Raw genomic sequence first — 22,301 nt, 5'->3', positions numbered from 1 at the left:
GTGGCTCACACGGGGGTGTAGTGGGAGCCGACCGCGGGCTGGCCCGTGTAGTTCGGCCCGGCGGCCGGATCGGCACCGAGATAGCGGAACGGGAGCCTGACCCGGCGCCCGCCGTCGAGGGTGAGCCGGTGATGCCGGGCGCTGTAACGGAAGCCCGCCGCCCGCAACGCCGGGACCACCACCCGCCCGGCCGCCGATCCGTCGGCCCACCGGACCGACTCCGGGTCGAAGTGCGCGGCCAGCCGTCCGCCGGGTGCGAGCCAGGAGGCGGCACGGGCCAGCAGCCCGAGCTGGTCGCCGACGTAGTGCAGCCCATGAACACAGGTGATGAGGTCGTACGTCCGTGAGGGCGCCCAGGAGCAGACGGAGCCGACGATCTCCTCCAGATTGGGCGGGGCCGGGACGGGAAACAGGGGGCCCACCAGATCGACGGCGGTGAGCACCGCGTCGGCGGCGAGAACGGCGGCGGCTTCCCTGAGGGCGCGGCCCTCCCCACTGCACAGGTCCAGCCAGGAGGGGGCGGCGGGCCCGGCGGCCAGCCTGGCGACCGGATCGAAGCCCAGCTCACGGGCGTAGCTGTTCACTCCGGCGAGACCGCGCTCGCGGTTCATCGTGTTGTTCGCGACCACGGAGGAACGTTCCAGCTCGCTCGCGGAGACCAGTGGGGGCTTCGGCATACGGACATTCTCGGGGGCGGGGCAGAGCCGGATGCGGAATGTGAGGCAGGGCATAGGCGATTGTTTCAGGGGATGCAACAATGCGTGCGCACATACCAACCGGTTTACTCAGCCCGCACGAGGAGTCCCCCGACGTGACCGCCCCCGCCACCTCCCGCGCCGCCGAGGTCCTGTCCCGGCCGACCACGATCAACGGGCTCACCGTCCCGAACCGCATCGTCATGGCCCCGATGACGCGCATGTTCTCCCCGGGCGGCATCCCCGGCGCGGACGTGGCCTCGTACTACTCGCGCCGTGCCGCCGCCGGCGTCGGCCTGATCGTCACCGAGGGCACCTACGTCGGTCACGAGTCCGCCGGACAGAGCGACAGCGTCCCCCGTTTCCACGGCGCGGAGCAGCTCGCCGGGTGGGCCAAGGTCGCCGAGGACGTGCACGCGGCCGGCGGCACGATCGTGCCGCAGCTGTGGCACATCGGCATGGTGCGCGAGCAGGGGCAGCCGCCGTTCGCCGACGCCCCGGCCGTCGGGCCGTCCGGTCTGCGCATCGGCGCCGATGAGCCCACCGGCAGGGCCATGACCCAGCGCGACCTCGACGACGTCATCGGCGCCTTCGCGGAGGCGGCCGTCGCGGCCGAGCGGATCGGGTTCGACGGGGTCGAGCTGCACGGCGCTCACGGCTACCTGCTCGACCAGTTCCTCTGGGCCGGCACGAACCGTCGTAGCGACGCATACGGCGGTGACGCCGTCGCCCGTACCAAGTTCGCTGCGGAGATCGTGGCGGCCGTGAGGGAGACGGTGTCTTCCGACTTCCCGATCATCTTCCGGTACTCGCAATGGAAGCAGGAGGCCTACCGGGCGCGGCTCGCGGAGACGCCGGAGGAGCTGGAGGCGATCCTCGCGCCGCTCGCCAAGGCCGGTGTGGACGCCTTCCACGCCTCCACGCGCCGTTACTGGCTGCCCGAGTTCGAGGGGTCCGACCTCAATCTGGCGGGCTGGACGAAGAAGCTGACCGGGCGGCCGACGATCACCGTCGGGTCGGTCGGGCTCGACGGGGACTTCCTTCGTGGGTTCGCGGGGGAGGGGGCGCCGGTGCGGGGGATCGACGATCTGCTGGACGGGCTGGAGCGGGAGGAGTACGACCTGGTCGCCATCGGGCGGGCGCTGCTTCAGGATCCGGAGTGGGCGGCGAAGGTGCTTTCTGGGCGGGGCGACGAGCTTGAGCCCTACGACGCTGGTGCGTTGGCGTCGCTCAGCTGACGGTTGGTGGTTCGGTGCGGGGTGGTGGGGGTGCGCGGTCCTGGGGGCTGTGCCCCCAGACCCCCATCGGCCTTCGGCCTCGTCCTCAAACTCCCCCAGAGGGGGCACCCCCAGACGGGCTGAAAATAAATCCACGTGGGCTGAAAATGGGCGTATGACCTCCGTCCGTATCGCCACCCCCGCCGACATCGAACCCATCGTCTCCACCTTCAACTCCGCCTTCTTCCATGACCCGGTCTGGGGCGCCGCCTTCCCCGACGAGGGGCGGCGGGCCGCGCAGGCCGCCGTTATGTGGCGGGCCTATGTGACCTCCGCCCTGCGCTATCCCTGGGTCCTCGTCACGCCGGACGTCGAGGCTGCCGCGCTCTGGATTCCGCCGGGCGGGGTCGAGCTGACCGCCGAGGAAGTGGAGCGGCTGGAGCGGGAGTTGGGGGAGGTCACCGATGTGCGGACCGCTCGGGCGATCATGGCGATCGGGGAGCGGTTCGAGGAGGCTCACCCCAGTGAGCCGTTCTTCTATCTCACCATCCTGGGTACCCACGCCGATCATCGCGGGAAGGGGCTCGGCATGGCGCTGGTGGCCGAGAGTCTCGCCCGTATCGACGAACTCGGGGCTCCCGCCTACCTGGAGTCCACCAACCCGGCCAACCTCAAGCGTTACGAGAGCGTCGGCTTCAGGGTGCGTGGTGAGATCACCATCGGTGCGGGGCAGGTCGTGACGACCATGTGGCGGCCGGCGGCCGGCTGACACCCTGGTTGAGGGCGTCAACTCCCGCTAGCGTTCGGTGACATGCGGATCCTGCATCTGTCCGACACTCACGTCGAACGCACCGACGCCCCCAACAGGCACGGCGTCAACGCCACCGATTCCTTGCGTCTCATCCTCACCGAACTCCGCCACCAGCGTGGCGTGGACGCGATCGTCGTCACCGGGGACATCGCCAACGACGGGGCTGTGGAGGCGTATACGGCCGTGAGGGAGCTGGTGGGCGAGTTCGCGCGGCGGCTGGACGCGCCCGTCTTCTACACCACCGGCAATCACGACGAGCGCGAGGCGTTCGGCAAGGTGCTCGGCAGTGGGCATCTGGAGGCCGACGGGAGTGAGCGGGCGGGGGTGGTCGTGTTCGAGTCCGCGGACGGGGAGCGGGCCGCCGTCAGTCACGTGGGTGGGTGGCGGTTCGTGACTCTCGACTCGCTGGTGCCGGGGCGCATTCACGGGTGGCTCGGGGACGGGCAACTGGATTGGCTGCGGGGCGTGTTGACCGAACCGGCCCCGGAGAACGGCACCCTTCTCGCCTTCCACCACCCGCCCATCGGCCTCGACATCTCCGCCACCCAGCAGGCCTTCGGGCTGCGCAACCCCGAGGCGCTGGCGTCCGCCATCCGTGGGAGTGACGTACGGGTCGTCCTCACCGGGCACTACCACCTCCAGCTCTTCGGGATGCTGGAGTCCGTGCCGGTGTGGGTCACCCCCGGCATCGTCAACCGCATCGACCTGACCACCGCCCCCGGCGCCGAGCGTGCGGTGCGCGGCGCCTCGGCCTCGCTGGTGGAGCTGGGTGGGGCTTCGGGGCCGATGTTCCACACCTTCCACGCCCGTGATCCGCGCGCCCACGAGACCGTGTACGAGCTGGACGCGGAGCGGACGCGGGCCCTGCTGGAGCGGTACGACTCCTCTTCACCGCCGATTGGTTGACTTACGCAAGCTCTTTGCGTTTGAGTGAAGCCGAGCAGTGCCGCTCGCCCCCACCAGTGAGGAGTCGACGATGACGACAGCCGAGGGTCCGGTCGTACGCACCGATGCCGGTGCCGTGCGTGGACGGGAGGAGGGCGGGCTGGCGGTCTTCCGGGGCATCCCGTTCGCCGAGCCGCCGGTGGGGGAGGCCCGCTTCCAGGCGCCGCGGCACGCGCGGGCGTGGGACGGGGTCCGGGAGGCTTACGAGTTCGGACCGCCGCCCCCGCAGGACATGGCCTTCCAGGGGCGGGAGGGGGAGCTGGACGCCCCGACCGGTGACGACTGGCTGACCGTGAACGTGTGGACGCCGGACGTGCGTGCGGCCGCGGGGCGGCGGCCGGTGATGGTGTGGATCTATGGCGGTGCCTACAAGGCGGGTCATGCGGGCAGTCCGGGGTACGACGCCCAGTACATCGCCCGTGATGGTGATGTGGTCGTCGTGACCTTCAATCACCGGGTCGGGATCGAGGGGTTCGCGCGGATCGAGGGGGCGCCCGCCAACCGGGGGCTGTTGGACCAGGTCGCCGCGCTGGAGTGGGTACGGGACAACATCGCGGCGTTCGGCGGCGACCCGGCGCAGGTCACCATATTCGGGGAGTCGGCGGGTGCGGGCGCCGTGGCCTCGCTGCTGGCGATGCCGAGCGCGCGCGGCCTCTTCCACCGGGCCGTCGCCCAGAGCGTGCCGGGCACGTTCTTCTCCGACGAACTGGCGCGGGACGTCGCCGCCGAGATCGCCCAGGAGGCGGGTCTGCCGCCGACGGCGGCCGCGCTGGCCACCGTGGATCCGCGTCGACTGACCGCAGCGGGCGAGGCCTTGGGCGAGAAGATGCGGCAGTACGAGGACCGGTGGGGGCGGTTGGCGCCCACGGTCACCCCCTTCTCGCCGGTCGTCGACGGCGAGGTGCTGCCGACGACCCCGTGGGAGGCGCTGGCGGCCGGTGCGGGGCGGGACGTGGAGCTGGTGGTCGGGCACAACCGCGACGAGTGGCGGCTGTTCATCGTGATGGGCGGGCAGCTCGGGAAGATCACGGAGGAGCAGGCGGGGTGGGCGCTGCGGACCTTCGGACCCGGGCCGGAGGGGGAGCAGGCGTATCGTGCCGCCTTCCCGGAGGCCGCGCCGGGTGAGCTGTTCGAACGCGTGCAGACGGACTGGCTGTTCAGCATGCCGAGCCTGCGGCTGGCGGAGGCGCAGGTGGCGGGCGGCGGCCGGGCCCACGTCTACGAGCTGACCTGGCCGGCGCCGGGTGCCGGGGGCGTCCTGGGCGCGTGCCACGGGCTGGACATTCCGCTGCTGTTCGGCACGTACGAGGCCGACCTCGGGAATCTGCTGTTCATGGGCAGCGGGGTGCCGGACCAGGCGCGGGAGCTGTCGGCCCGTTTCCGCTCGGCGTGGACGGCGTTCGCGCGCACGGGCGACCCGGGGTGGCCGGCGTACGACCCCGAGGAGCGGCTGGTGCAGGTCCTGGACGCGAAGCCGGAGGTGCGGGCCTACCCGGAGGAGGTGACGCGGCGCCTGTGGCAGGACTACGAGTTCGCGCCGCTGCCGCTCCTGAACCCGGGTGAGGCCGACTAGAGATTGCCCAGGGGTTCGATGTCGACCTTCACCGGGGTGCCCCAGACGCGGAGCACCTCGTAGTCGGTGAACTCGTGCACGAGCCGGTACGCCATCGCGGCGCGCGGCCCGCGGCGCTGGGCGGCGAGGTAGAGCTCGGCCTCGCGCCGGTCCCGTCTCGGCGTGCCGCACAGCTGCCACTCCTGTCCGTTCCACAGCTCCGGCAGCCAGCGCTGCTGGGGCTGGGGGCGGTCGCCGCGGACGCCGTAGCGGGAGGGGGCGGACTCGGTGGGGGTCTGGGGGAGCGGGCCGCCGTTGAACTCGTTGCGACGGGCTGCGCGGCGCCGGGTCTCGCAGAGCAGACAGAGGTCGGGCGCGGCCTCGTCCACCGGCCCGTTGGGATGTTCGGGGCAACGGGTGGCGGGCGCGGCCCCGGCGACGCTCTCGTCCAGCAGGTCCAGAGCGCGCCGGATATCGGCCTTGACCTCGTGCAGCCTGGCGTCGGGGGTGTCGGCCGTAAGGGCCTCGCCGTGCTCGCCGAGGAGGCGGAGGGCGCGGCCCAGGGCGGTCAGCTGGGCGTGGTTCATGGTGTCAGTCTGCGTGTTCGTCGCACTTTTCGGGATTCTCCTCAGGTCGCCCAGTAGTCGCGGTCGGGCAGTTCGACCCAGTGGTCCGGTGGGCCGAGGACCGCGCGGGCGTCGGTCGGGCGCAGGTCGGCGTACGCGAGGCAGTAGGCCACGGCGTGGTGGGCGTAGACGTAGGAGAACAGCACCTGCTCCGGGGTTTCGCCGGCGTACGGGCCGCCGCCCGGGTGGAGGTCCCAGCCCTCGCAGACGCCGTCACGGTGGATGCTGCCCTGGTTGCCGCTCTTGGGGTTGGCGTACAGGCCGTAGGAGACGGTGCCCGTGGAGAGGCGGGTGTGTATGCCGGGCATCGACGGGCCGTATCCCCACGGCTGGGTGACGACACAGCCGCCCGGCACGGTCGTCACGCCGACGAGCCGGAGGATGTCGTCCATGTCGTGGTCGAGCGGGTCAGCCACCACGGAGGCCATCAACTCGCGGTCGGCCGGCGTCGCCTCCAGCCGGCGTATCGCCTCCTCCGCGTCGATCCCGGCGGCGGAGGCCAGTCCCAGGCCGTCGTAGTGGAAGTCACCGAGGGCGGCGACGAGCCGCCGCCCTTCGTCCGCGACGGCGCGCTCCGCATCGGTCAGACGGGGCCGGTGGCCGGGAGGATCGAGCGGGTCGGGCTGGGCTCCGGGCGGACCGAGCAGCTCGGGTCGGCCCCCGGTCGGCGTGAACAGCCCGGGTTCCGGCCCCGCGAGGCTCAGCCGGGCCGGTGTCCAGCCGCCGTGCCCGATCCACTCCGGGTCGGCTCCGGCGGCGGCCAGTGCACGCGCGTTCTCCGTCCGGCCCGCGACCGTCGCGTCCCACAGCGCGGTCGTCCCGTTCTCCAGCGCGTCCACGTCGGGCACGCGCCGGGCGAGTTCCCCGACGACCTCGGGGGAGCCGAACAGCGCGGCGCGATGCAGGGGCCGCGAACCGCCGACCCCGAAACTCTCCGGATCGGCCCCCGCGTCCAGCCGCCGCGTCACGTCCCCGTGGTCCTGCCAGCCCCGATAATCCATCCCGGCCCAACCACCGGCATCCCGCCCACCCATCCCGTGCCCCCTCCAGCCCGCGGATCTCCGTACCCACACCATCGCAGACCCCACTGACAATGGGCGGTGGGCGGTGGGCGGTGGGCGGTGGGCGGCGGGCGGCGGGCGGCGGACGGCGGGTGGTGGACGGCGGACGGCGGACGGCGGGTGGTGGGCGGTGGAGGGCGGGTGGCGGACGCGCCCGACGGCATTTCGGACGGCCCTTTCGCGCGGGACGAGAGCGTTGTGGAGCGGGTGCTCAGGGTCCTCTCCGGCACCTCGTACGACCGCTGTTCGGCCGTGAGCCCCAGTTCGGCCACCCGCCGGACCCTCAGCCTGCCGCCGCCCCCAGTGCCGCCCGCAGATGCCCCCCCGACTCCGCCAGCAGCCGTGCCGCCGTTGGGCCGTCCACGTCCGCCAGGATGGTGAGGATGGCGTTCTTCACCTCGCCGTCCGTGGCGGCGAGTGCCCGCTCGATCTCCTCGTCCGACGCCCCCGTCGCGAGTGCGACGATGCGGCGTGAGCGGGCACGGAGTTTTTCGTTCGAGGCGCGTACGTCGACCATGAGGTTCCCGTACGTCTTGCCCAGCCGGATCATCGTGATCGTCGAGAGCATGTTCAGGACGAGTTTCTGGGCCGTGCCCGCCTTGAGGCGGGTGGAGCCGGTGAGCAGTTCCGGGCCGACCACGATCTCGATGCCGTGGTCGGCGGCCGCGGCCAGCGCGCTGTCGGCGTTGCAGGCGAGCCCGACCGTCAACGCGCCCGCGCGCCGGGCGTGTTCGACGGCGGCGATGGCGTACGGGGTGCGGCCGGAGGCGGAGACGCCGACCACCGTGTCGGCGGACGTGAGCGCTAGCGCGTCCAGGTCGGCCCGCGCGAACTCCGCCGAGTCCTCGGCCCCTTCGACGGACGTCACCATGGCCGGCGGCCCGCCCGCGATGAGCCCGACCACCTCCGATGGGTCGGTGTTGAAGGTCGGCGGGCACTCGGAGGCGTCGAGCACACCCAGGCGTCCGGCCGTACCCGCCCCGGCGTAGACCAGCCGCCCGCCCCGGGCCATCCGCTCGGCCACGGCGTCGATCGCGGCGGCGATCTCGGGCAGCCGCTCGGCCACGGCGGACGGGACGGTCGCGTCCTCGCCGTTCATCAGGCGGGCGATGTCGAGGGTGGGCAACTGGTCGATGTCGGCGAGTTCCGGCCGGAAGGCCTCGGTGGTCAGCGCTTCCAACTCGGCGCGGAGATCACGGGGGTTGGAGGTGGAGGTCATGACGGGCGGCTCTTTCAGGTGTGCGGTGCGGTCTGATCTGTTGCCTGCGATTGCCTGCGATTGCCTGCGATTGCCTGCGATTGCCGGGGACTGGCGGGATTACCGGGGATCAGCGGCGATGCCGATGCGCCAGCGCCTCGTAGGACGCGGCGAGGGCGGGGGCCGCCGTCTCGTACGTCTTCTGCGCCACCCCGACGAACAGACAGTCCACGACGAGGAGTTGGCTGGTCCGGGAGGACATCGCGGCCGGCCTCAGCTCGCTCTCCCGCGCCGTCGAGGTCGTCAGTACGTGGTCGGCGTACTGGGTGACCGCCCCGCTCGGCCGCCCGGTGATCGCCACCGTCGTGGCCCCGTGCTCGAAGGCGACCCGCAGTGGCTCGATGACGTCTCCGGTCGAGCCGGAGTGCGTGATCGCGATGGCGACGTCCCCGGCCCGCAGTTGCACCGCGTTCGTCACGGCCAGGTGCGGATCGCTGTGCGCCTGGGATATCAGCCCTATCCGCAGCAGCTTCTGCGTGAGGTCCTGGGCAACCAGACCCGACGCTCCCACCCCGTACACATCGATTCGCCGTGCCACCGCCGCCGCGGCGACGGCCGCCCCCAACTGCACGGTGTCCAGCCCCGCCGCCGTGTCGGCGAGGGTCTGCTGCTCGTCGTAGGCGAGCTTCGCCACGACGTCGGCGATCGGATCGTCGACCGCGATGTCGGTGGTGATGGCGGGCGCCCGCCCCGACTGCTGTTGCGCGGCAAGGCCCGCGAGGGCGAGCCGCAGGTCGCGGTAGCCGGGGTAGCCGAGCAGCCGGGCCGTGCGTACGACCGTCGCCTCGCTGGTGCCGGTGAGTTCGGCGAGGCCGGTGACCGTCAGCGCCGCGCAGCCGGCCGGGTCGCCCGCGACGGCCTCGGCGACGCGCTGCATGGAGCGGGTCATGGAGGGCGCGAGGGTGCGGACCTTGGCGGCGAGTGCGGCGGGGGCGGGGCCGGCGAAAATTTCCTTCACGTCCTGGGTCACGTATGAAAGATATTTTCGGCTCGGTCCTGCGGTCAAGAGTGCGCACAATGGGGCCATGGACCCCATCAGCCCCCTGGAGCAGGCGTTGCACGCGGCACGCGCCCTGGTGCTCGCCGACCTGGCCGCGGGCGAGGTCGCCGCGGCCGACGTGGTGTCCATGGTCGAGGAGTCGGTCGTACAGCGGCGCTGGTGGGTGGAGCAGTGGCCGGAGGGTGCGCCGTACGTGGCGGGGCTGGTCGCCCAGGACGTGCAGGACGCCCTCCTCGAGGTGTACGGCCGCTGGCCCCTGTGCCCGGTCTGCGGCTCCGGCGACCCGCACGCGCTCGACGTCGAACCGGAACTCGGCCCCGACCCGCACTGGGTCTGCCACAAGGCGGGCGTCAAGGTCGCGGCGGTGGGCGGGCTGGGCTCGGCGACGGGCGGGATGTCCTCCTCGTGACCGTGTACATCGACCCGCCGGACTGGCCGGGGCACGGCCGGATGTGGTCGCACCTCATCAGCGATGTCTCGTACGACGAACTCAAGCTGTTCGCCGACGAGTTGGGCGTCCCGCGCCGGGCCTTCGAGCGCGACCACTACGACATCCCGTCGCACCGGTACGCGGACGCGGTGGCCGCGGGCGCGGTGGAGGTCAGCAGCCGGGAGGTGGTACGGCTGCTGACGGGGGCCGGGCTGCGGCGGCCGAAGGGGCGGGCCTGGTCGTGAGGCGGGCGCGGGTCGCGGGTCAGCTCGTGAAGACCCGGTCGACGGTGTGCCACCAGTCGGTCAGCGCCACCGGGTCGTTGCCGTCCACCTCGAAGAGCGCGGGCCGGTCGTAGTACGTGCAGAAGATGACGTACTGCGCGGCGCCGGACCAGTAGCAGGCCATGTCACCGGACGGGGTCGAGGAGTCGTTCTCGTGCCAGGTGCCGCGCGCGTTCTGCGTGGTGTCGCAGTTCCCCTCGGCGAGCCTCGACGTGTAACGCAGGTACACCTCCTGGACCTTGCTCTTGGAGGGATACGTCGCGATCTTCGCCTTGGTCGTGCCGCCCAGGGTGGTGACGGTGCAGCGCAGCGCGGCGGTCGCGTCCGGCGCCGTCCAGTGCTCGCAGCTGTCGCGCTGCCACTGGGCGCTGTTGAGGGAGTCCCGCAGTGAGCGCTCCGCGGAGGTCAGCCCGTCGTCACCGGCGCCCGCTTCCTCGGGCGTACGGCCGGTGCTCGACGTACCGCCTGTGGCTGTCGTCCCTCCCGGACCGGACGCGCCGGTCGAACTGCCGCCGGAACCGCCGCCGCTCGAACTACCGCCGCTCGAACCGCCGCCGGAATCACCGCCATTGGACTGCGAGGCCTGGACGAAGAGTCCGATCAGCGCCAGCGCGGTGCTCAGCACCACCCCGATGATGGTCCAGCGCACGCTCCGGCGGGCCAGCAGGTGGTCCGGGTCCGGTCGCGGTGGGCCGGGCGGGCCGGGTGGGTCGTACTGACTCATGGTGCTCCCCCGAATTCCCCCGATGTTCCCCCGATGCGCGGCCCGCACGGCCGATGCGCCGCGTGCACGCCCCGCACGACATGCCGTACCGGAATTATCCGGACAGCGGACGGACCGGGGGAGGGAAAGGGACGGGGATGCGCCCCGGGTACGTCAGGCCGCGGTCAGCGGCGCAGCTCGTAGGCGTATCCCTCCTCGTCCACGCCCGCCTTCCGGAATCCGGCGCGGGTGACGACCGCCTGGGACGGGAGGTTGTCGGGGTCGACGGTCGCGAAGAGGGTGTGTACGTCGTCCCGGGCGAACGCCCAGTCGGCCAGCGCCCGTAGGGCCTCCGTGGCGTAACCCTGTCCGCGGGCGCCCTCGACGAGGTCGTAGCCGATCTCGACCCTTCCCTCCTCGTCCGGCACCCCGTGGAACCCCATGCCGCCGACCGCGCGGCCGTCCTCCCGCCGGACGAGGGCGAAGACGCCGAACTCCGGCCGGTGTACGCCCCCTTCGTAGGCCTTGACCATGAAGCCCGAGGCCTCCCGCGTGCCCTCGTACGGCCCGCCCTCGATCCACCCGAAGCCCCCGTCGCCGCCCATGGCGAGGTCGCGGGCCGCGGCGGGCGTGATGCCCTGGAGGGTGAGGCGGTCGGCGTCGATGACCAGGTTGTTCTTCCAGCGCCACTCGGTGACGGGCGCCCGGCCGGGCAGCTCGCCGCGGCCGGTGGCCCACAGCAGGGTGCGCCAGGCGTCGGGGCCCGGCTGGACCTCCGGGAAGATCCGGGTGAGCACGAACTCCGGGAGTGCGGACGGGGGTTCGTACGGCAGCCCGAGGCCGGCCGTGATGTCGTGCGTGTGCAGCAGCACTTCGGCCACCCCCATCGCCGCGAAGCCCTCGCGGTTCGCGCTGCGGAAGGGGTACGGGTGGAAGGCGCGCGCCTCGCGGGGTGCGGTGCGGACGGCGGCCGCGAGCAGGGCACCGGTCGTCTCGATCACGTGCAGCAGGCCGGAGTTGTCGGTCCCGTCGTCGAGCCGGAGCTCGAAGGGGACGTAGGCGTCGCGCGCCCGTCCGGCCAGGTTGGCCGCGTAGGCGACGAGGTCGTCGGCGATGTGGACCGCCGTCGTGTGCACGGACCACTCCAGCCCGGCCGCGTTCACCACGGCCCAGTCCCGCTCCACCGCCGGCCGCAGCGCCGCCGCGCAGCCGGCGACGGCCTCGGTCACGTACTCCCCGCCCATGTTTCGCATGAGCCGCAGATTAGGCCGCACCGCCCGTCAGGGCGACAGCATTTCCAGCTCGGCGCCGAGGTTGTAGCGAGCGGTCGCCTCCCACTTCTCCGTCCCGTACGGCGTCCTGAAAAGCCGCGGAAGACCGAGGAGCTGCCGCAGAATCGCCGAACGGCCCTCCCGGAAGGCGTCGTTGGGGACGAAGTGGTACTCCTCGCGGACGGCGGCGGTGTAGGCGGCGTACGCGGACGGGGCGGCGGCGAGGATCGCGAGGTCGGCGTCGCACAGGACCGCGCCGTTCGCGTCGTCGGGCTCGGGGGCGTGGGTGACGGTGAGACGGACGAGCCGGGCCACCTCCGCGGTCCGCTCCTCCGACACCCCGGCCTCGGGAAGGGCCCGTTCGGCGAGGCGGGCGGAGCGCTCCTCGTTCTCGGACCGGTCCGGGAGGTAGACCGCGTCGTGGAACCAGGCCGCCAGCCGCACCACGTCCGCATCGGCCGCGTACTTCTCCAGTACGTCGATGTGGTCGAGGACCGCCGTGAGGTGCGCGAGCGTGTGGTACCGGCGCTGCGGCTCCTGCCAGCGGGCGAGGAGGTTGTCGGCGTAGGGGGCGGGGTCGGGACCGGCGGCGGGGGACCGGGCGCCCTCCAGGGCACGGGTCCAGCGGGCGCGCAGGGCGTCGAGATCGGCCATGCCCGCATTCTCCCGCCGATCCCCGCCGATCGATCCCTGTTGATCGCGGATGCGCCCTAGCGTGGCTTCATGACTGCTGCCGAGGTACGCGACCCCGAACTCCCCGGACGAATCCTCACCACCGAGCGCGACGCGCTCGTACCGCTCCTCCGCTCCCGCCCGGACGCCGACTTCGCCCTGCCGACGGTCGCGTGTCCGGGGTGGTCGGTCCGGGATGTGCTGGCCCACTGTTCGTCGGTGCTGACACGGGTGGTGGAGAGCCGCTTCGAGAAGGGCGTGTTCTCGCCCGAGTCCAACGACCGGGATATCGCCGAGCGCGCCGACTGGACGAACGCGCAGGTCGTCGACGAGCTGGAGCGCGGGATGACCGAGGCCGGGCCGGTGATCGCCAAGGCGGGCGGGAGGCTGGACCTGGTCGCGCTGGGCGAGTGGGTGCACGCCGGTGACGTACGGGAGGTGCTCGGCGAGCCGGGCGCGTACGGCGGTCCCGGCCTCACCGACGCCCTCACCCTCCTCGTCCGCGTCACCCGCGAGAAGACGCACGTGCCGCTGCACGCCGACCTGGACGACGTGGACGAGCCGCTCCGCTTCGGCGACCCGGCGGCGGCCCGGCCGCCGGCGCGTTTCATCGGCGAGGCGGCGACGCTCGTACGGCTGTACTCGGGGCGGCCGGTGCGGGGGACCGACCACGAGCTGGTCGGGGTGGAGGCGGGGGAGCTGAACATCTTCGGGTTCTGACGATGCCGAGGTGAGGGGTGTCGTCGTGTCGGCGGGCGTACCGGCGTAGTCTTTGAATTGGACTAGACCTGTATCTGCCCGTCGAGCCGATGAGATGAATGGGGTCCCATGACCAAGCGTGCAGTCCTGGAGGTGATCGCCCTCGACGCCGGGGACGCGATCGCCGCCCAGGCCGGAGGCGCGGACCGCCTCGAACTGGTCACCGACATGGCGGCCGACGGCCTGACCCCGTCGGTCGAGACCTTCACAGCGATCCGCGCCGCCGTCGACATCTCCCTCAGGGTGATGCTGCGCCTGGAGGACGGGTTCGCCGCGGGGGACGCGGGGCGGGTGGTGCGGGTCGCGAGGGAGATGCGGGAGGCCGGGGCGACGGAGTTCGTGCTGGGCTTCCTGGACGCGGACGGGGGCGTCGACCTGGCGGCGGTCGAGCGGGTGCTGGGGGAGTTGGACGGCTGCGCCTGGACCTTCCACCGGGCCATCGACCACTCCGCGGACCGGGACGCCCTGCGTAAACAGCTGGACGGCCTGCCGGGCCTGGACGCCTACCTGACGGCAGGCTCGGCGACGGGAGTGGACGACGGCCTCCCCGCGCTGCTCACGGAGGCGGCGAGGCGCGGGGAGCCGGGTTATGAGCCGCGGATCATGGTCGGAGGGGGGTTGAGACTGGAGCACGTACCCCAGCTGATCGCGGCGGGCGTCGACGCTTTCCACATCGGCGGCGCGGCGAGGCCGAACGGCTGGGACCACCCGGTATCGGCAGAGGCGGTGCGGGATTGGCGTCGTGCACTGGACCGGCCTTCCTGAGCCCTCAGTCCAGTTGAGGCGGCAGTGGCGCCGAATGCGTCACGATCAGTCCCGAGACCGCACGGGTCAACGCCACGTACAACCGCCGCAACCCCGTCCGCTCATCAGGCTCCCCGTCCACCACCGCCTGCGGCTCGTCCAGCACCACGTAGTCGTACTCCAGACCCTTGGCGAGAGACGCCGGCACCAGAGTCAGCCGGGTCTCCGCCGTCGTCTCCTCGCCGGGGGCCAGATGACCGATCCCGGCCGCCGTCAGCGCCCTCGCAAGCTCCGGCACCCGCGCGTCCGCGGCGATCAACCCCGTCGACCCCTCGTTCCGCAGCAACTCCCCACACGCGGCGACCACTTCACCCACCCCACCAACGTCCCGCCGCTCGAAGAACCCCGGATTCTCCCGCACGGACGCGACCGGCGTAAGACCGGGCGCGATGTGCGGGAGCAGGCGGGACGCGTACGTGATGACATCCGTCGGTACGCGGAAACCGGCCGTCAGTTCCTCGATCACGCCGTCCGACTTGCCGAGATGGGCCAGCGCCTCGTCCCAACTCCGGGTGGCCCAGGGCGTGGTGCCCTGTGCCAGGTCGCCGAGGACGGTCGCCGAACCGGTCGTGCAGCGCCGCCCCACCGCCCGGTACTGCATGGGCGAGAGGTCCTGTGCCTCGTCGAGGACCACATGCCCGAGCGAGTGCGTGCGCTGCACGATGTCCGTCGCCTCGTCGATCAACACCGCGTCCGCGGCGGACCACTTGGCCGCCTTCACCGACCGGACCGCCTTCGCCCACCGGATCGTCTTCTGCTCGTCCTCGTCGAGCAGCCCCTCCGCGTGTACGGCGAGGAAGTCCGCGTCCGTGAGCAGGCGCAGGACGAGTTTCGCCGGGTCGACGGGCGGCCAGACCGCCTTCACGGCCGCCTTCACCGCCGCGCTGCGGGCCACCGCGTCCTGCACCCGGTCGTCCGGCGCCTCACCCGACCGCTCCATCTGCACCAGCACGGCATGCGCGATGCGCTGCGGCAGGGCCTCGCGGGCGGCGCCGTAACGGATGTCGCGGGCCAGCAACTCCCGGACGATGTCCTCGAGTTCGTACGCCGGGACCCGCCACCGCCGTGATCCGCGCACGACCATCACCGGCTCGGTCGGCATCGTCACGTGCGAGTACACGGCCCGCCGCAGCACCTCCGCCATCCTCGCGTCGCCCTTGACGACCGCGGCCGTCGCCTCGTCGCTGCCGCGCACCTCCGCGCCGGCCGCCACCAGGTCGTCCACGGTCGCCTGCTGGACGGCCAACTCGCCCAGCGCGGGCAGCACTTGCTCGATGTAGTGGAGGAAGGACCGGTTCGGCCCGATGACGAGGGTGCCGGTGCGGGCGAGCCGCTCGCGATGGGCGTACAGCAGGTAGGCGACCCGGTGCAGGCCAACCGCCGTCTTCCCGGTCCCGGGGCCTCCCTGCACGCAGACCGTGCCGCCCAGCCCGGACCGTACGATCTCGTCCTGCTCGGGCTGGATGGTGGCGACGATGTCGCGCATCGGACCGACGCGCGGCCGCTCGATCTCCTGCTGGAGCAGTTTGCTGGTGCGGGCGGCCTCGGCCGGGTCGGAGAGGTGCTCGTCCTCGTACGCCGTGATGTCGCCCCGGGTGTACCCGAAGCGGCGGCGCAGCGCGATGTCCATCGGGTCCTTCTTGGACGCCCGGTAGAACGGCTGCGAGACCGGCGCCCGCCAGTCGATGACCATCGGGTCGCCGTCGTGGTCGTGCACGTGCCGGCGACCGATGTGCAGTGTCTGATAAGCAGCCTCCGGCTGCGGGCGCTCGCCCTCCCCGCCCTCGGCCCGGTCGGCGCCGGGCGCGTGCAGGTAGTCGAGGCGGCCGAAGAACAGCGGGGTGTCGCTCAGGTCGGCCAGCGCCTTGATGCGCTCCTCGATCTGGCGGGCCAGGACCTCGGCGTTGACCCAGTTCGCGGTGACGTCCTTGATGTCCAGCGACTCCACGTCCTCGCGCATCGCGCGCAGCGCGGAACGGGAGTCGGCGAGGTGGGTGCGCTCGCGGGAGAGGGGGTCGTCGAGTGGCGTCGGGTCGTCGACGGGCGTGGACAAGGGGGTGCCTCCGAAGGTGCTGCGGGCTGTGTGACTGCTGCTGCGATGTGCCGGCCGGTTTCCGTCCGGTCGGCGGCACTCCGGGAGGGGAGGCGGGCAAGAGCGGAGATTCTAGGTCAGGCGCACGGCGGGAGGCCAATGAATTAACGCCCGGCGTCCGTCCCGTCTCCGGGGCGATCCCCTCCATCCCCTAGGGGATGCCCCGTGCGTCTGGTGTAGGAGGCTCCACCCTCAGGGTGTACCCAAGGACCACAGCGATTGGGGCCCTGGGGCCGATGCCCTCCTTATGCGTCGAAGGCCACCATGGAGACATGAGTGCAGCGACCTTCACCCCGGCCCCCGGTCGCCCGTCCGGCGCGACCCCCGTCTCCGGCGCCCACGCCGCCCACCGCATCGGCAACGCCGTGCGCGCGGTCCGTGTCTTCGTGGGCGCCGCCTTCGACGTCGTCATACTCGGCGAGTACGGCGAGGAAGCGGGCGTACGCAGGAAGTGACCTGAGTACGTGATCACGCACCGGACGAGTACGCGCACCGGTGTCCCGGTCCTCCAGGGCCTGTCCGCGATGGCGACGGACGCCTGCGGTCCCGACGACTGCTCGCCGGCCCTCGACTCCCGTCTGTCCCTGATCTACGGGACCCTCTCCTACGCCCCCTGACTCACCCTCGCGGCCCTGGCGACGGCGTGGCTGCTGCCCTGGCGACGCCGCCGGCTCCCGTTGCGCGCAGCCGTGGCCTTCGCCTAGCTCCTGCCGCCCCTGTTCGTCCTGCTCCTGGTGTTCACGCTCCCCGCACCCTGACGGGGCCCGGTGTCCGGCTCAGCCCTCCGCCAACAACTCGTCCGCGTCCACGATCCGGTACGCGTACCCCTGTTCCGCCAGGAAGCGTTGGCGGTGGGCGGCGAAGTCCTGGTCGATCGTGTCGCGGGCGACGACCGAGTAGAAGTGGGCCTTGTGGCCGTCCGCCTTGGGGCGCAGGACGCGGCCGAGGCGCTGGGCCTCCTCCTGGCGGGAGCCGAAGGTGCCGGAGACCTGGACGGCGACCGTCGCCTCGGGGAGGTCGATGGAGAAGTTCGCGACCTTGGAGACGACGAGGACGCTGATCTCGCCCTCCCGGAACGCGTCGAAGAGCTTCTCGCGCTGTGCGTTCGACGTCTCGCCCTTGATCACCGGAGCGTTCAAGTGCTCGCCCAGCTCGTCGAGTTGGTCGATGTACTGCCCGATGACCAGGATCTGCTGCCCGGCGAACCGGCGCACGATCGCCTCGGTCACCTTCCGCTTGGTGTCGGTCGTCGCACAGAAGCGGTACTTCTCCTCCTGCTCGGCCGTGGCGTACGCGAGCCGCTCGGAGTCGGTCAGATTGACCCGCACCTCCACACAGTCCGCCGGCGCGATGTACCCCTGCGCCTCGATCTCCTTCCAGGGAGCGTCGAACCGCTTCGGCCCGATGAGGGAGAACACGTCCGACTCGCGCCCGTCCTCGCGGACGAGGGTCGCGGTCAGCCCGAGGCGACGGCGCGCCTGAAGGTCCGCCGTGAACTTGAAGACAGGGGCCGGCAGCAGGTGCACCTCGTCGTACAGGATCAGCCCCCAGTCACGGGAGTCGAAGAGCTCCAGGTGCGGGTAGACACCCTTCCGCTTCGTCGTGAGTACCTGGTACGTCGCGATGGTGACCGGCCGGATCTCCTTCCGCGTCCCGCTGTACTCACCGATCTCGTCCTCGGTCAGCGAGGTCCGCTTCACCAGCTCGTGCTTCCACTGCCGGGCCGAGACGGTGTTGGTGACGAGGATGAGGGTGGTGGACTTCGCCTGGGCCATGGAGCCCGCTCCGACCAGGGTCTTCCCCGCCCCGCAGGGCAGGACGACGACACCCGACCCGCCGTGCCAGAAGTTCTCCACCGCCTGCTTCTGGTACGGCCGCAGCGCCCACCCGTCCTCGTTCAGCTCGATGGGGTGCGCCTCGCCGTCCACGTACCCGGCGAGGTCCTCGGCCGGCCACCCCAGCTTCAGCAGCGTCTGCTTGATCTGCCCCCGCTCGGAGGGGTGCACGGCGACGGTGTCCGGATCGATCCGCGCCCCGACGAGCGGCGCGATCCGCTTGGACCGCAGCACCTCCTCCAGCACCGGCCGGTCCGTGGTGGTCAGCACCAGCCCGTGCGTCGGATGCTTGCTGAGCGTCAGCCGCCCGTACCGGTCCATCGTCTCGGCGACGTCGACGAGCAGCGCGTGCGGCACCGGATACCGGCTGAACTGCACCAGCGCGTCGACCACCTGCTCGGCGTCGTGCCCGGCCGCCCGCGCGTTCCACAGCCCCAGCGGCGTCACCCGGTAGGTGTGGATGTGCTCGGGCGCCCGCTCCAGCTCCGCGAACGCGGCGATGGCCCGACGGCACTCGTCGGCCTGCTCGTGGTCGACCTCGAGAAGCAGCGTCTTGTCGGACTGGACGATCAGCGGACCATTCACCCGGGGCACCCTTTCCGTACGGCCGTTCTCACCGGCCAAACGTCCAGTGTGCCCCACCCCCGGAAAAACAGGGGAAGATCACGGGCGATGCTCGTCCAGCTCCGCCTGCCGCCGCAGATGCGGCCCGTACTCCGGGTCGGCGAGAGCGGCGGCGAACTGGGCCGTCAGGTAGGCGAGCGGGTTCCCGGTGTCGTACCAGCGGCCCTGGATGACCTGGCCGTAGACCGCCTTGCCGGCGGCGTAGGCGTTGATGGCGTCGGTGAGGTAGATCTCGCCGGTGCGGTGCTCGTACCAGGCCTTGGTCTGCTTGCGGAGCTCCTCGACGATGCCGGGGGTGATCACGTATCCGCCGATGGCCGCGTAGGCGGAGGGCGCGTCCTGGGGCTTGGGCTTCTCGACGAGCCCGGTGATCCGGAGCAGCCCGTCGCCGAGATCCTCCTTCACCCGCGGCACTCCGTAGCGCTGGGAGTCGGCCGGGTCCATGGGGAGGAGGGCGAGGACCGGGCAGCTGGTCGCCTCGTAGGCGCGGATCAGCTGCTGGGCGCGGGGGACGTCCGCCACGAAGACGTCGTCCGGCCACAGGACGAGGATCGGCTCGTCGCCCACGTTGCGGGCGGCGTTGAGGACCGGGGTGCCGTTGCCGTACGGGCCGTGCTGGTCGAGGTAGGTGATGTGGCCCTGCCGGGACAGCTCGCCGACCTCCTCCACCGCGTCCGCGTAGCCGTCCTTGCCGTCCGCCCGAAGCTGCGCGACCAGCCCCGGATTAGGCCGGAAATGATCCTGGATCAGCCCTTTCCCACCCGACACGACGATCGTGATGTCGGTGATGCCGGACGCCACCAGCTCCCGCACGGTGTGCTCGACGACGGGCTTGTCGCCGACCGGCAGCATCTCCTTCGGGATCGCCTTGGTCAGCGGCAGCAGGCGGGAGCCCAGCCCGGCGGCGGGGATGACTGCGCGGCGGATCGTCGTGGCCATGGGGCCCCTTTCGTCGAAAAGCCGGTTACGGTTCCGGTCCCGTTCAGCAAACGCTGCCCGCGAGCCCGGGCCGGAAGCCCCGGGTGAACACTTCCGGACACGTGAGTGGAGCTGTGGCGAAAGGAGCCGGGTTCAGGCCTCGTCCGCCAGTTCCGCCACCCCCGTCACGCGGTGCAGCGGATACGTCCGTACCTCGTCCGCCGTGTGGTCGTACGCCGTCACGAAGCCGCCCTCGACGCGGATAGGGGCGATGACGCGCTGGCTGGCGGCGCCCTCGGCGTTGACGTAGCCGATCCACAGGGCCTCGCCGGTGAGGACGGCGGCCTGCATGGTGGCGAGGGTCTCGGCGGAGCCGGTGCGGGGGAGGGTGCCGGTCGGGGCGGTGGCCGACGGGGGCTGTTTGCGCGGGGTGGTGGAGGCGAGGTCGCCGGCGCGGATGGCGCGGATCGCGGCCGTGAGGAGCGTGGCGTCGGGGGTCGGCGGGCCGTCGGGGACCGGTTCGGGGGCGGTGCGCGGCGGGGTGCGGTGGGCGTCGGGGCGGGTGATCACGACGTCGCCGTCGGCGGACTCGGCGGCCGGCGCGAAGCCCATCGCGCGCAGGCCGTCCAGGAGGGTCGCCGGGTCGGCCTGGGTGGCCAGCACGGTGGGGGCGAGGCGGCGCAGGCGCAGGGCCGCGGCGCGCTTGTCGGCCATGATCTCGTTCAGCAGGGCGTCGTCGTCGCACCGGACGTACGCCGAGGCGGCGCCGACCCGGAGGTGGCCGTGCTTGCGGGCCACGTCGTCGATCAGGTACGCGAGCGGCTGCGGAACCGGCGTACGGGAGTGCGCGGCGAGGAAGGCGTGCAGGTCGGAGGCGCTGCGGCCGGCGTCCAGGGCCCGCCGCACCGACCCGGGCGTGAACCGGTAGACCGTCGCCCCGCCCTTCGACTCCACGTCCCCCAGCACGTCCAGCATGTCCGCGAGCGGCCGCTGGAGCGGGCCGGGGGCCACCGCGGTCAGGTCGGCCTGGAGCAGGACGTGGTCGAGCGGCTCGGGCAGCAGCGGCGCGAGCAGCCGCGCGGCGGCCGCGGAGGCGACGGCCTGCTCGGCGGGGGAGAGAGGCTCCACGACGACCGGCACGCGGTGGACGGGGAGCTTGTCGCCGGGGCCTTTCTCATCGGTGTCGGCTTTCTTCGGCGCCGGTGCCCCCAGCAGCGCCCGCCCCTGCGTCGAAAGGGCCCCGCGCCCCGTCACGCCCAGCAGCTCCGCCTCCGTCAGGGTCCAGCGGGCCAGGCGGGCGCGCAGGTCGTCGTCCTGCTGGGGGCCGCGCAGGGGGCGTTCCCAGCGGAGCCGGTCCAGTACCGAGTCGGGTGACGGCGCGGCGCCCTCCGGCAGGCCGGCGAGGAGCGTCAGCACCCGGTGTCGTACCTCCGGGGCCGCCGAGCGGTCGAGGCCCGGGCCCAGCGCCGACAGTGCGCGATCCTTCGCGTCCCGGCCGCCGACCACACCCGCCGTCCGGGTCGCCGTCAGCCAGGTCTGGGCCAGCCCGGCCCAGCGCTGGGCGGCGGGCTGCTCCAGCCACTCGTCGTAGGCCGGGGTCGCCGCGTACCGCTCGTCGGCCTCGCCGTCGGAGGCCAACAGGCCCGCCGCATAGGCGAGTTCGACCCAGAACGCGGCGATCGGCTCGGACACGTCGAGGGCCACGGCGGTCCGCTTGAGGTCGCGCACGCTCAGCCCGCCCGCGCGCAGCACCGTCGGCCCGCCCTCGTCCCAGTCCTTCAGCAGCTCCTCCACGGTCGCCAGCGCGGTGTACGCCTGCCCGGCCGCCGTGGTGTCCACAACCTGTGGACGGTGTACGGCCGTCGGCTCCGGCGCGGGCGGCAGCGGCTCGGTGGCACGGTGGGCACGGCCGCCGCGCAGGTGCAGGGCCACTTCCCGGGGGAGTACGACCGTGCCGGGCGCCGTCGGCAGCAGCAGCCCGCGGTCGAGGAGGTGCCGCAGATGGGCCGCGGGGTCGGCGGTGACCTGCCCGTACGGCGGCCCCCACACCAGCCGCTCCAGCACCTCCCGGGACTGCGCGGGCGCCTCGGCGAGCAGCGCCGCCATCCGCCGCCGGTCGGTGAACAGGCCGGTCAGCGCGGCCACGGCCGAGACCGAGTCGTGCGTCGAGGTGAGCCCCGCGGTGGCGACGATCTCCTGGATCCGGCCCGGCGACATCCCGGCGGTGGCCTCCTGCACGGTGGGGCCGAGCCCCGTCGGAGAAGGGTGCTGCGGGGACGGCGCCAGCAGCTCCCGCGCCGTCCGCACCAGCCGCAGCTGCTCGTCGCCGCCCCACACCAGCGCCTGTTCGCGCAGGGTGCCGACGGCGCGGGGGAGCGCCGCGGTGACCGTCGGGTCGCCCTCGTCGCCGGTCATCAGCCCGAGCAGTTCGTCGTACGACGCCGGGTCCCCCGCGACCGCCAGCGCCTCCGCCGTCTGGAGCGCGAAACGGTCCAGCCGCTCCAGTGCCCGCACGACCGACGCCCGCGTGCCGGCCCGGGTGGCCAGCTGGGTGAGGTCGGTCGGGACGGGCGTGATGAGGTCCGCGCGGGCACGGAGCAGCGCGGCGAGGGAGGCGTCGTCCCTGAGCCGGAGCGCCTCTGCGAGGGAACGTGGGCCGGGGGTGCTCATCTGACCCACGTTAGCGGGTACCCGGCGCGGCAGTCGGCGTCCCCTGGGGGCGGCGCCCCCAGACCCCCCTTCGG

The 22,301-nt window shown here is 72.5% G+C and carries 22 protein-coding genes; 10 read left to right on the top strand and 12 right to left on the bottom strand.

The annotated features are described in order from the left end of the window. Positions 1–5 precede the first annotated feature (5 nt). Entirely contained in the window at positions 6–677 is a 672-nt protein-coding gene (locus ACQEWB_RS22045; RefSeq protein WP_432833600.1) for a class I SAM-dependent methyltransferase, read from the bottom strand. A 134-nt stretch (positions 678–811) separates the two neighbouring features. On the opposite strand from ACQEWB_RS22045, the gene ACQEWB_RS22040 reads away from it, so the two are divergent. The 4 genes from ACQEWB_RS22040 (at position 812) to ACQEWB_RS22025 (ending at position 5,241) form a co-directional block, all read left to right on the top strand. Beyond that, positions 812–1,933, top strand: a complete 1,122-nt coding sequence (locus ACQEWB_RS22040) for an NADH:flavin oxidoreductase (protein ID WP_432833598.1) — start codon at positions 812–814, stop codon at positions 1,931–1,933. 154 nt (positions 1,934–2,087) lie between these two features. Next, positions 2,088–2,681, top strand: coding sequence for a GNAT family N-acetyltransferase (locus ACQEWB_RS22035; RefSeq protein WP_432833596.1), 594 nt, complete (start codon positions 2,088–2,090; stop codon positions 2,679–2,681). A 42-nt stretch (positions 2,682–2,723) separates the two neighbouring features. After that, positions 2,724–3,629 carry a metallophosphoesterase family protein gene (locus ACQEWB_RS22030; protein WP_432833594.1) on the top strand — a complete coding sequence of 302 codons (906 nt, stop codon included), beginning with the start codon at positions 2,724–2,726 and terminating at the stop codon, positions 3,627–3,629. Positions 3,630–3,699: 70 nt separating this feature from the next. Next, positions 3,700–5,241, top strand: coding sequence for a carboxylesterase/lipase family protein (locus ACQEWB_RS22025; protein ID WP_432833592.1), 1,542 nt, complete (start codon positions 3,700–3,702; stop codon positions 5,239–5,241). Here ACQEWB_RS22025 and ACQEWB_RS22020 read toward each other — a convergent pair. The 4 genes from ACQEWB_RS22020 to ACQEWB_RS22005 all read right to left on the bottom strand — a co-directional run bounded on the left by ACQEWB_RS22020 (position 5,238) and on the right by ACQEWB_RS22005 (position 9,135). After that, positions 5,238–5,807 (bottom strand): hypothetical protein, encoded by a 570-nt coding sequence (locus tag ACQEWB_RS22020; RefSeq protein ID WP_432833590.1) that lies wholly within the window; start codon positions 5,805–5,807, stop codon positions 5,238–5,240. The genes ACQEWB_RS22025 and ACQEWB_RS22020 overlap by 4 nt on opposite strands. Before the next feature lie 41 nt (positions 5,808–5,848). Then, a complete protein-coding gene (locus tag ACQEWB_RS22015; protein ID WP_432833588.1) occupies positions 5,849–6,814 on the bottom strand; it encodes an ankyrin repeat domain-containing protein in 966 nt (321 codons plus the stop codon). Positions 6,815–7,190: 376 nt separating this feature from the next. Further along, positions 7,191–8,126: an N-acetylmuramic acid 6-phosphate etherase gene (murQ, locus tag ACQEWB_RS22010; protein WP_432833586.1), complete on the bottom strand. Its 936-nt coding sequence runs from the start codon at positions 8,124–8,126 to the stop codon at positions 7,191–7,193. 109 nt (positions 8,127–8,235) lie between these two features. Then, the gene (locus tag ACQEWB_RS22005) at positions 8,236–9,135 is read right to left on the bottom strand and encodes a MurR/RpiR family transcriptional regulator (protein WP_432833583.1); all 900 of its coding nucleotides are present in this window, start codon (positions 9,133–9,135) and stop codon (positions 8,236–8,238) included. A gap of 55 nt (positions 9,136–9,190) precedes the next feature. On the opposite strand from ACQEWB_RS22005, the gene ACQEWB_RS22000 reads away from it, so the two are divergent. Together ACQEWB_RS22000 and ACQEWB_RS21995 are read left to right on the top strand one after the other, a co-directional pair. Then, positions 9,191–9,574, top strand: coding sequence for a hypothetical protein (locus tag ACQEWB_RS22000; RefSeq protein WP_432833581.1), 384 nt, complete (start codon positions 9,191–9,193; stop codon positions 9,572–9,574). Then, positions 9,571–9,840: a DUF4031 domain-containing protein gene (locus ACQEWB_RS21995; RefSeq protein WP_432833579.1), complete on the top strand. Its 270-nt coding sequence runs from the start codon at positions 9,571–9,573 to the stop codon at positions 9,838–9,840. Before ACQEWB_RS22000 ends, ACQEWB_RS21995 begins: the two co-directional genes overlap by 4 nt. A 19-nt stretch (positions 9,841–9,859) precedes the next feature. On the opposite strand, the gene ACQEWB_RS21990 is transcribed toward ACQEWB_RS21995, so the two are convergent. The 3 genes from ACQEWB_RS21990 to ACQEWB_RS21980 all read right to left on the bottom strand — a co-directional run bounded on the left by ACQEWB_RS21990 (position 9,860) and on the right by ACQEWB_RS21980 (position 12,507). Then, a complete protein-coding gene (locus tag ACQEWB_RS21990) occupies positions 9,860–10,603 on the bottom strand; it encodes a hypothetical protein (RefSeq protein WP_432833577.1) in 744 nt (247 codons plus the stop codon). Between the two features lie 164 nt (positions 10,604–10,767). Continuing rightward, positions 10,768–11,835 (bottom strand): GNAT family N-acetyltransferase, encoded by a 1,068-nt coding sequence (locus ACQEWB_RS21985; RefSeq protein ID WP_432833575.1) that lies wholly within the window; start codon positions 11,833–11,835, stop codon positions 10,768–10,770. A 27-nt stretch (positions 11,836–11,862) separates the two neighbouring features. Next, on the bottom strand, positions 11,863–12,507 hold the full coding sequence (locus ACQEWB_RS21980) for an HD domain-containing protein (protein WP_432833573.1): 645 nt from the start codon (positions 12,505–12,507) through the stop codon (positions 11,863–11,865). Between the two features lie 69 nt (positions 12,508–12,576). On the opposite strand from ACQEWB_RS21980, the gene ACQEWB_RS21975 reads away from it, so the two are divergent. After that, positions 12,577–13,245, top strand: a complete 669-nt coding sequence (locus ACQEWB_RS21975) for a maleylpyruvate isomerase family mycothiol-dependent enzyme (protein WP_432833571.1) — start codon at positions 12,577–12,579, stop codon at positions 13,243–13,245. Positions 13,246–13,353: 108 nt separating this feature from the next. Then, positions 13,354–14,049, top strand: a complete 696-nt coding sequence (locus ACQEWB_RS21970; protein WP_432833569.1) for a copper homeostasis protein CutC — start codon at positions 13,354–13,356, stop codon at positions 14,047–14,049. 4 nt (positions 14,050–14,053) lie between these two features. On the opposite strand, the gene ACQEWB_RS21965 is transcribed toward ACQEWB_RS21970, so the two are convergent. After that, complete coding sequence (locus ACQEWB_RS21965) at positions 14,054–16,141, bottom strand: HelD family protein (protein ID WP_432833567.1); 2,088 nt, start codon at positions 16,139–16,141, stop codon at positions 14,054–14,056. Between the two features lie 311 nt (positions 16,142–16,452). On the opposite strand from ACQEWB_RS21965, the gene ACQEWB_RS21960 reads away from it, so the two are divergent. Together ACQEWB_RS21960 and ACQEWB_RS21955 are read left to right on the top strand one after the other, a co-directional pair. Next, positions 16,453–16,635 (top strand): hypothetical protein, encoded by a 183-nt coding sequence (locus ACQEWB_RS21960; protein WP_432833565.1) that lies wholly within the window; start codon positions 16,453–16,455, stop codon positions 16,633–16,635. A 9-nt stretch (positions 16,636–16,644) separates the two neighbouring features. Then, on the top strand, positions 16,645–16,797 hold the full coding sequence (locus ACQEWB_RS21955; RefSeq protein ID WP_432833563.1) for a hypothetical protein: 153 nt from the start codon (positions 16,645–16,647) through the stop codon (positions 16,795–16,797). A 159-nt stretch (positions 16,798–16,956) separates the two neighbouring features. Here ACQEWB_RS21955 and ACQEWB_RS21950 read toward each other — a convergent pair whose 3' ends face one another. The 3 genes from ACQEWB_RS21950 to ACQEWB_RS21940 all read right to left on the bottom strand — a co-directional run bounded on the left by ACQEWB_RS21950 (position 16,957) and on the right by ACQEWB_RS21940 (position 22,227). Then, positions 16,957–18,600: a DNA repair helicase XPB gene (locus tag ACQEWB_RS21950; RefSeq protein ID WP_432833561.1), complete on the bottom strand. Its 1,644-nt coding sequence runs from the start codon at positions 18,598–18,600 to the stop codon at positions 16,957–16,959. 78 nt (positions 18,601–18,678) lie between these two features. After that, positions 18,679–19,578: a UTP--glucose-1-phosphate uridylyltransferase gene (locus ACQEWB_RS21945; protein ID WP_432833558.1), complete on the bottom strand. Its 900-nt coding sequence runs from the start codon at positions 19,576–19,578 to the stop codon at positions 18,679–18,681. Between the two features lie 132 nt (positions 19,579–19,710). Further along, positions 19,711–22,227 carry a helicase-associated domain-containing protein gene (locus ACQEWB_RS21940; RefSeq protein WP_432833556.1) on the bottom strand — a complete coding sequence of 839 codons (2,517 nt, stop codon included), beginning with the start codon at positions 22,225–22,227 and terminating at the stop codon, positions 19,711–19,713. Positions 22,228–22,301 lie beyond the last annotated feature (74 nt).

This window comes from Streptomyces sp. CA-249302, from assembly GCF_050936785.1.
In the GTDB taxonomy this organism is placed as follows: domain Bacteria; phylum Actinomycetota; class Actinomycetes; order Streptomycetales; family Streptomycetaceae; genus Streptomyces.
The sequence above is the reverse complement of the archived record's forward strand: the minus strand, read 5'-3'. Positions and strand labels throughout refer to the sequence as shown.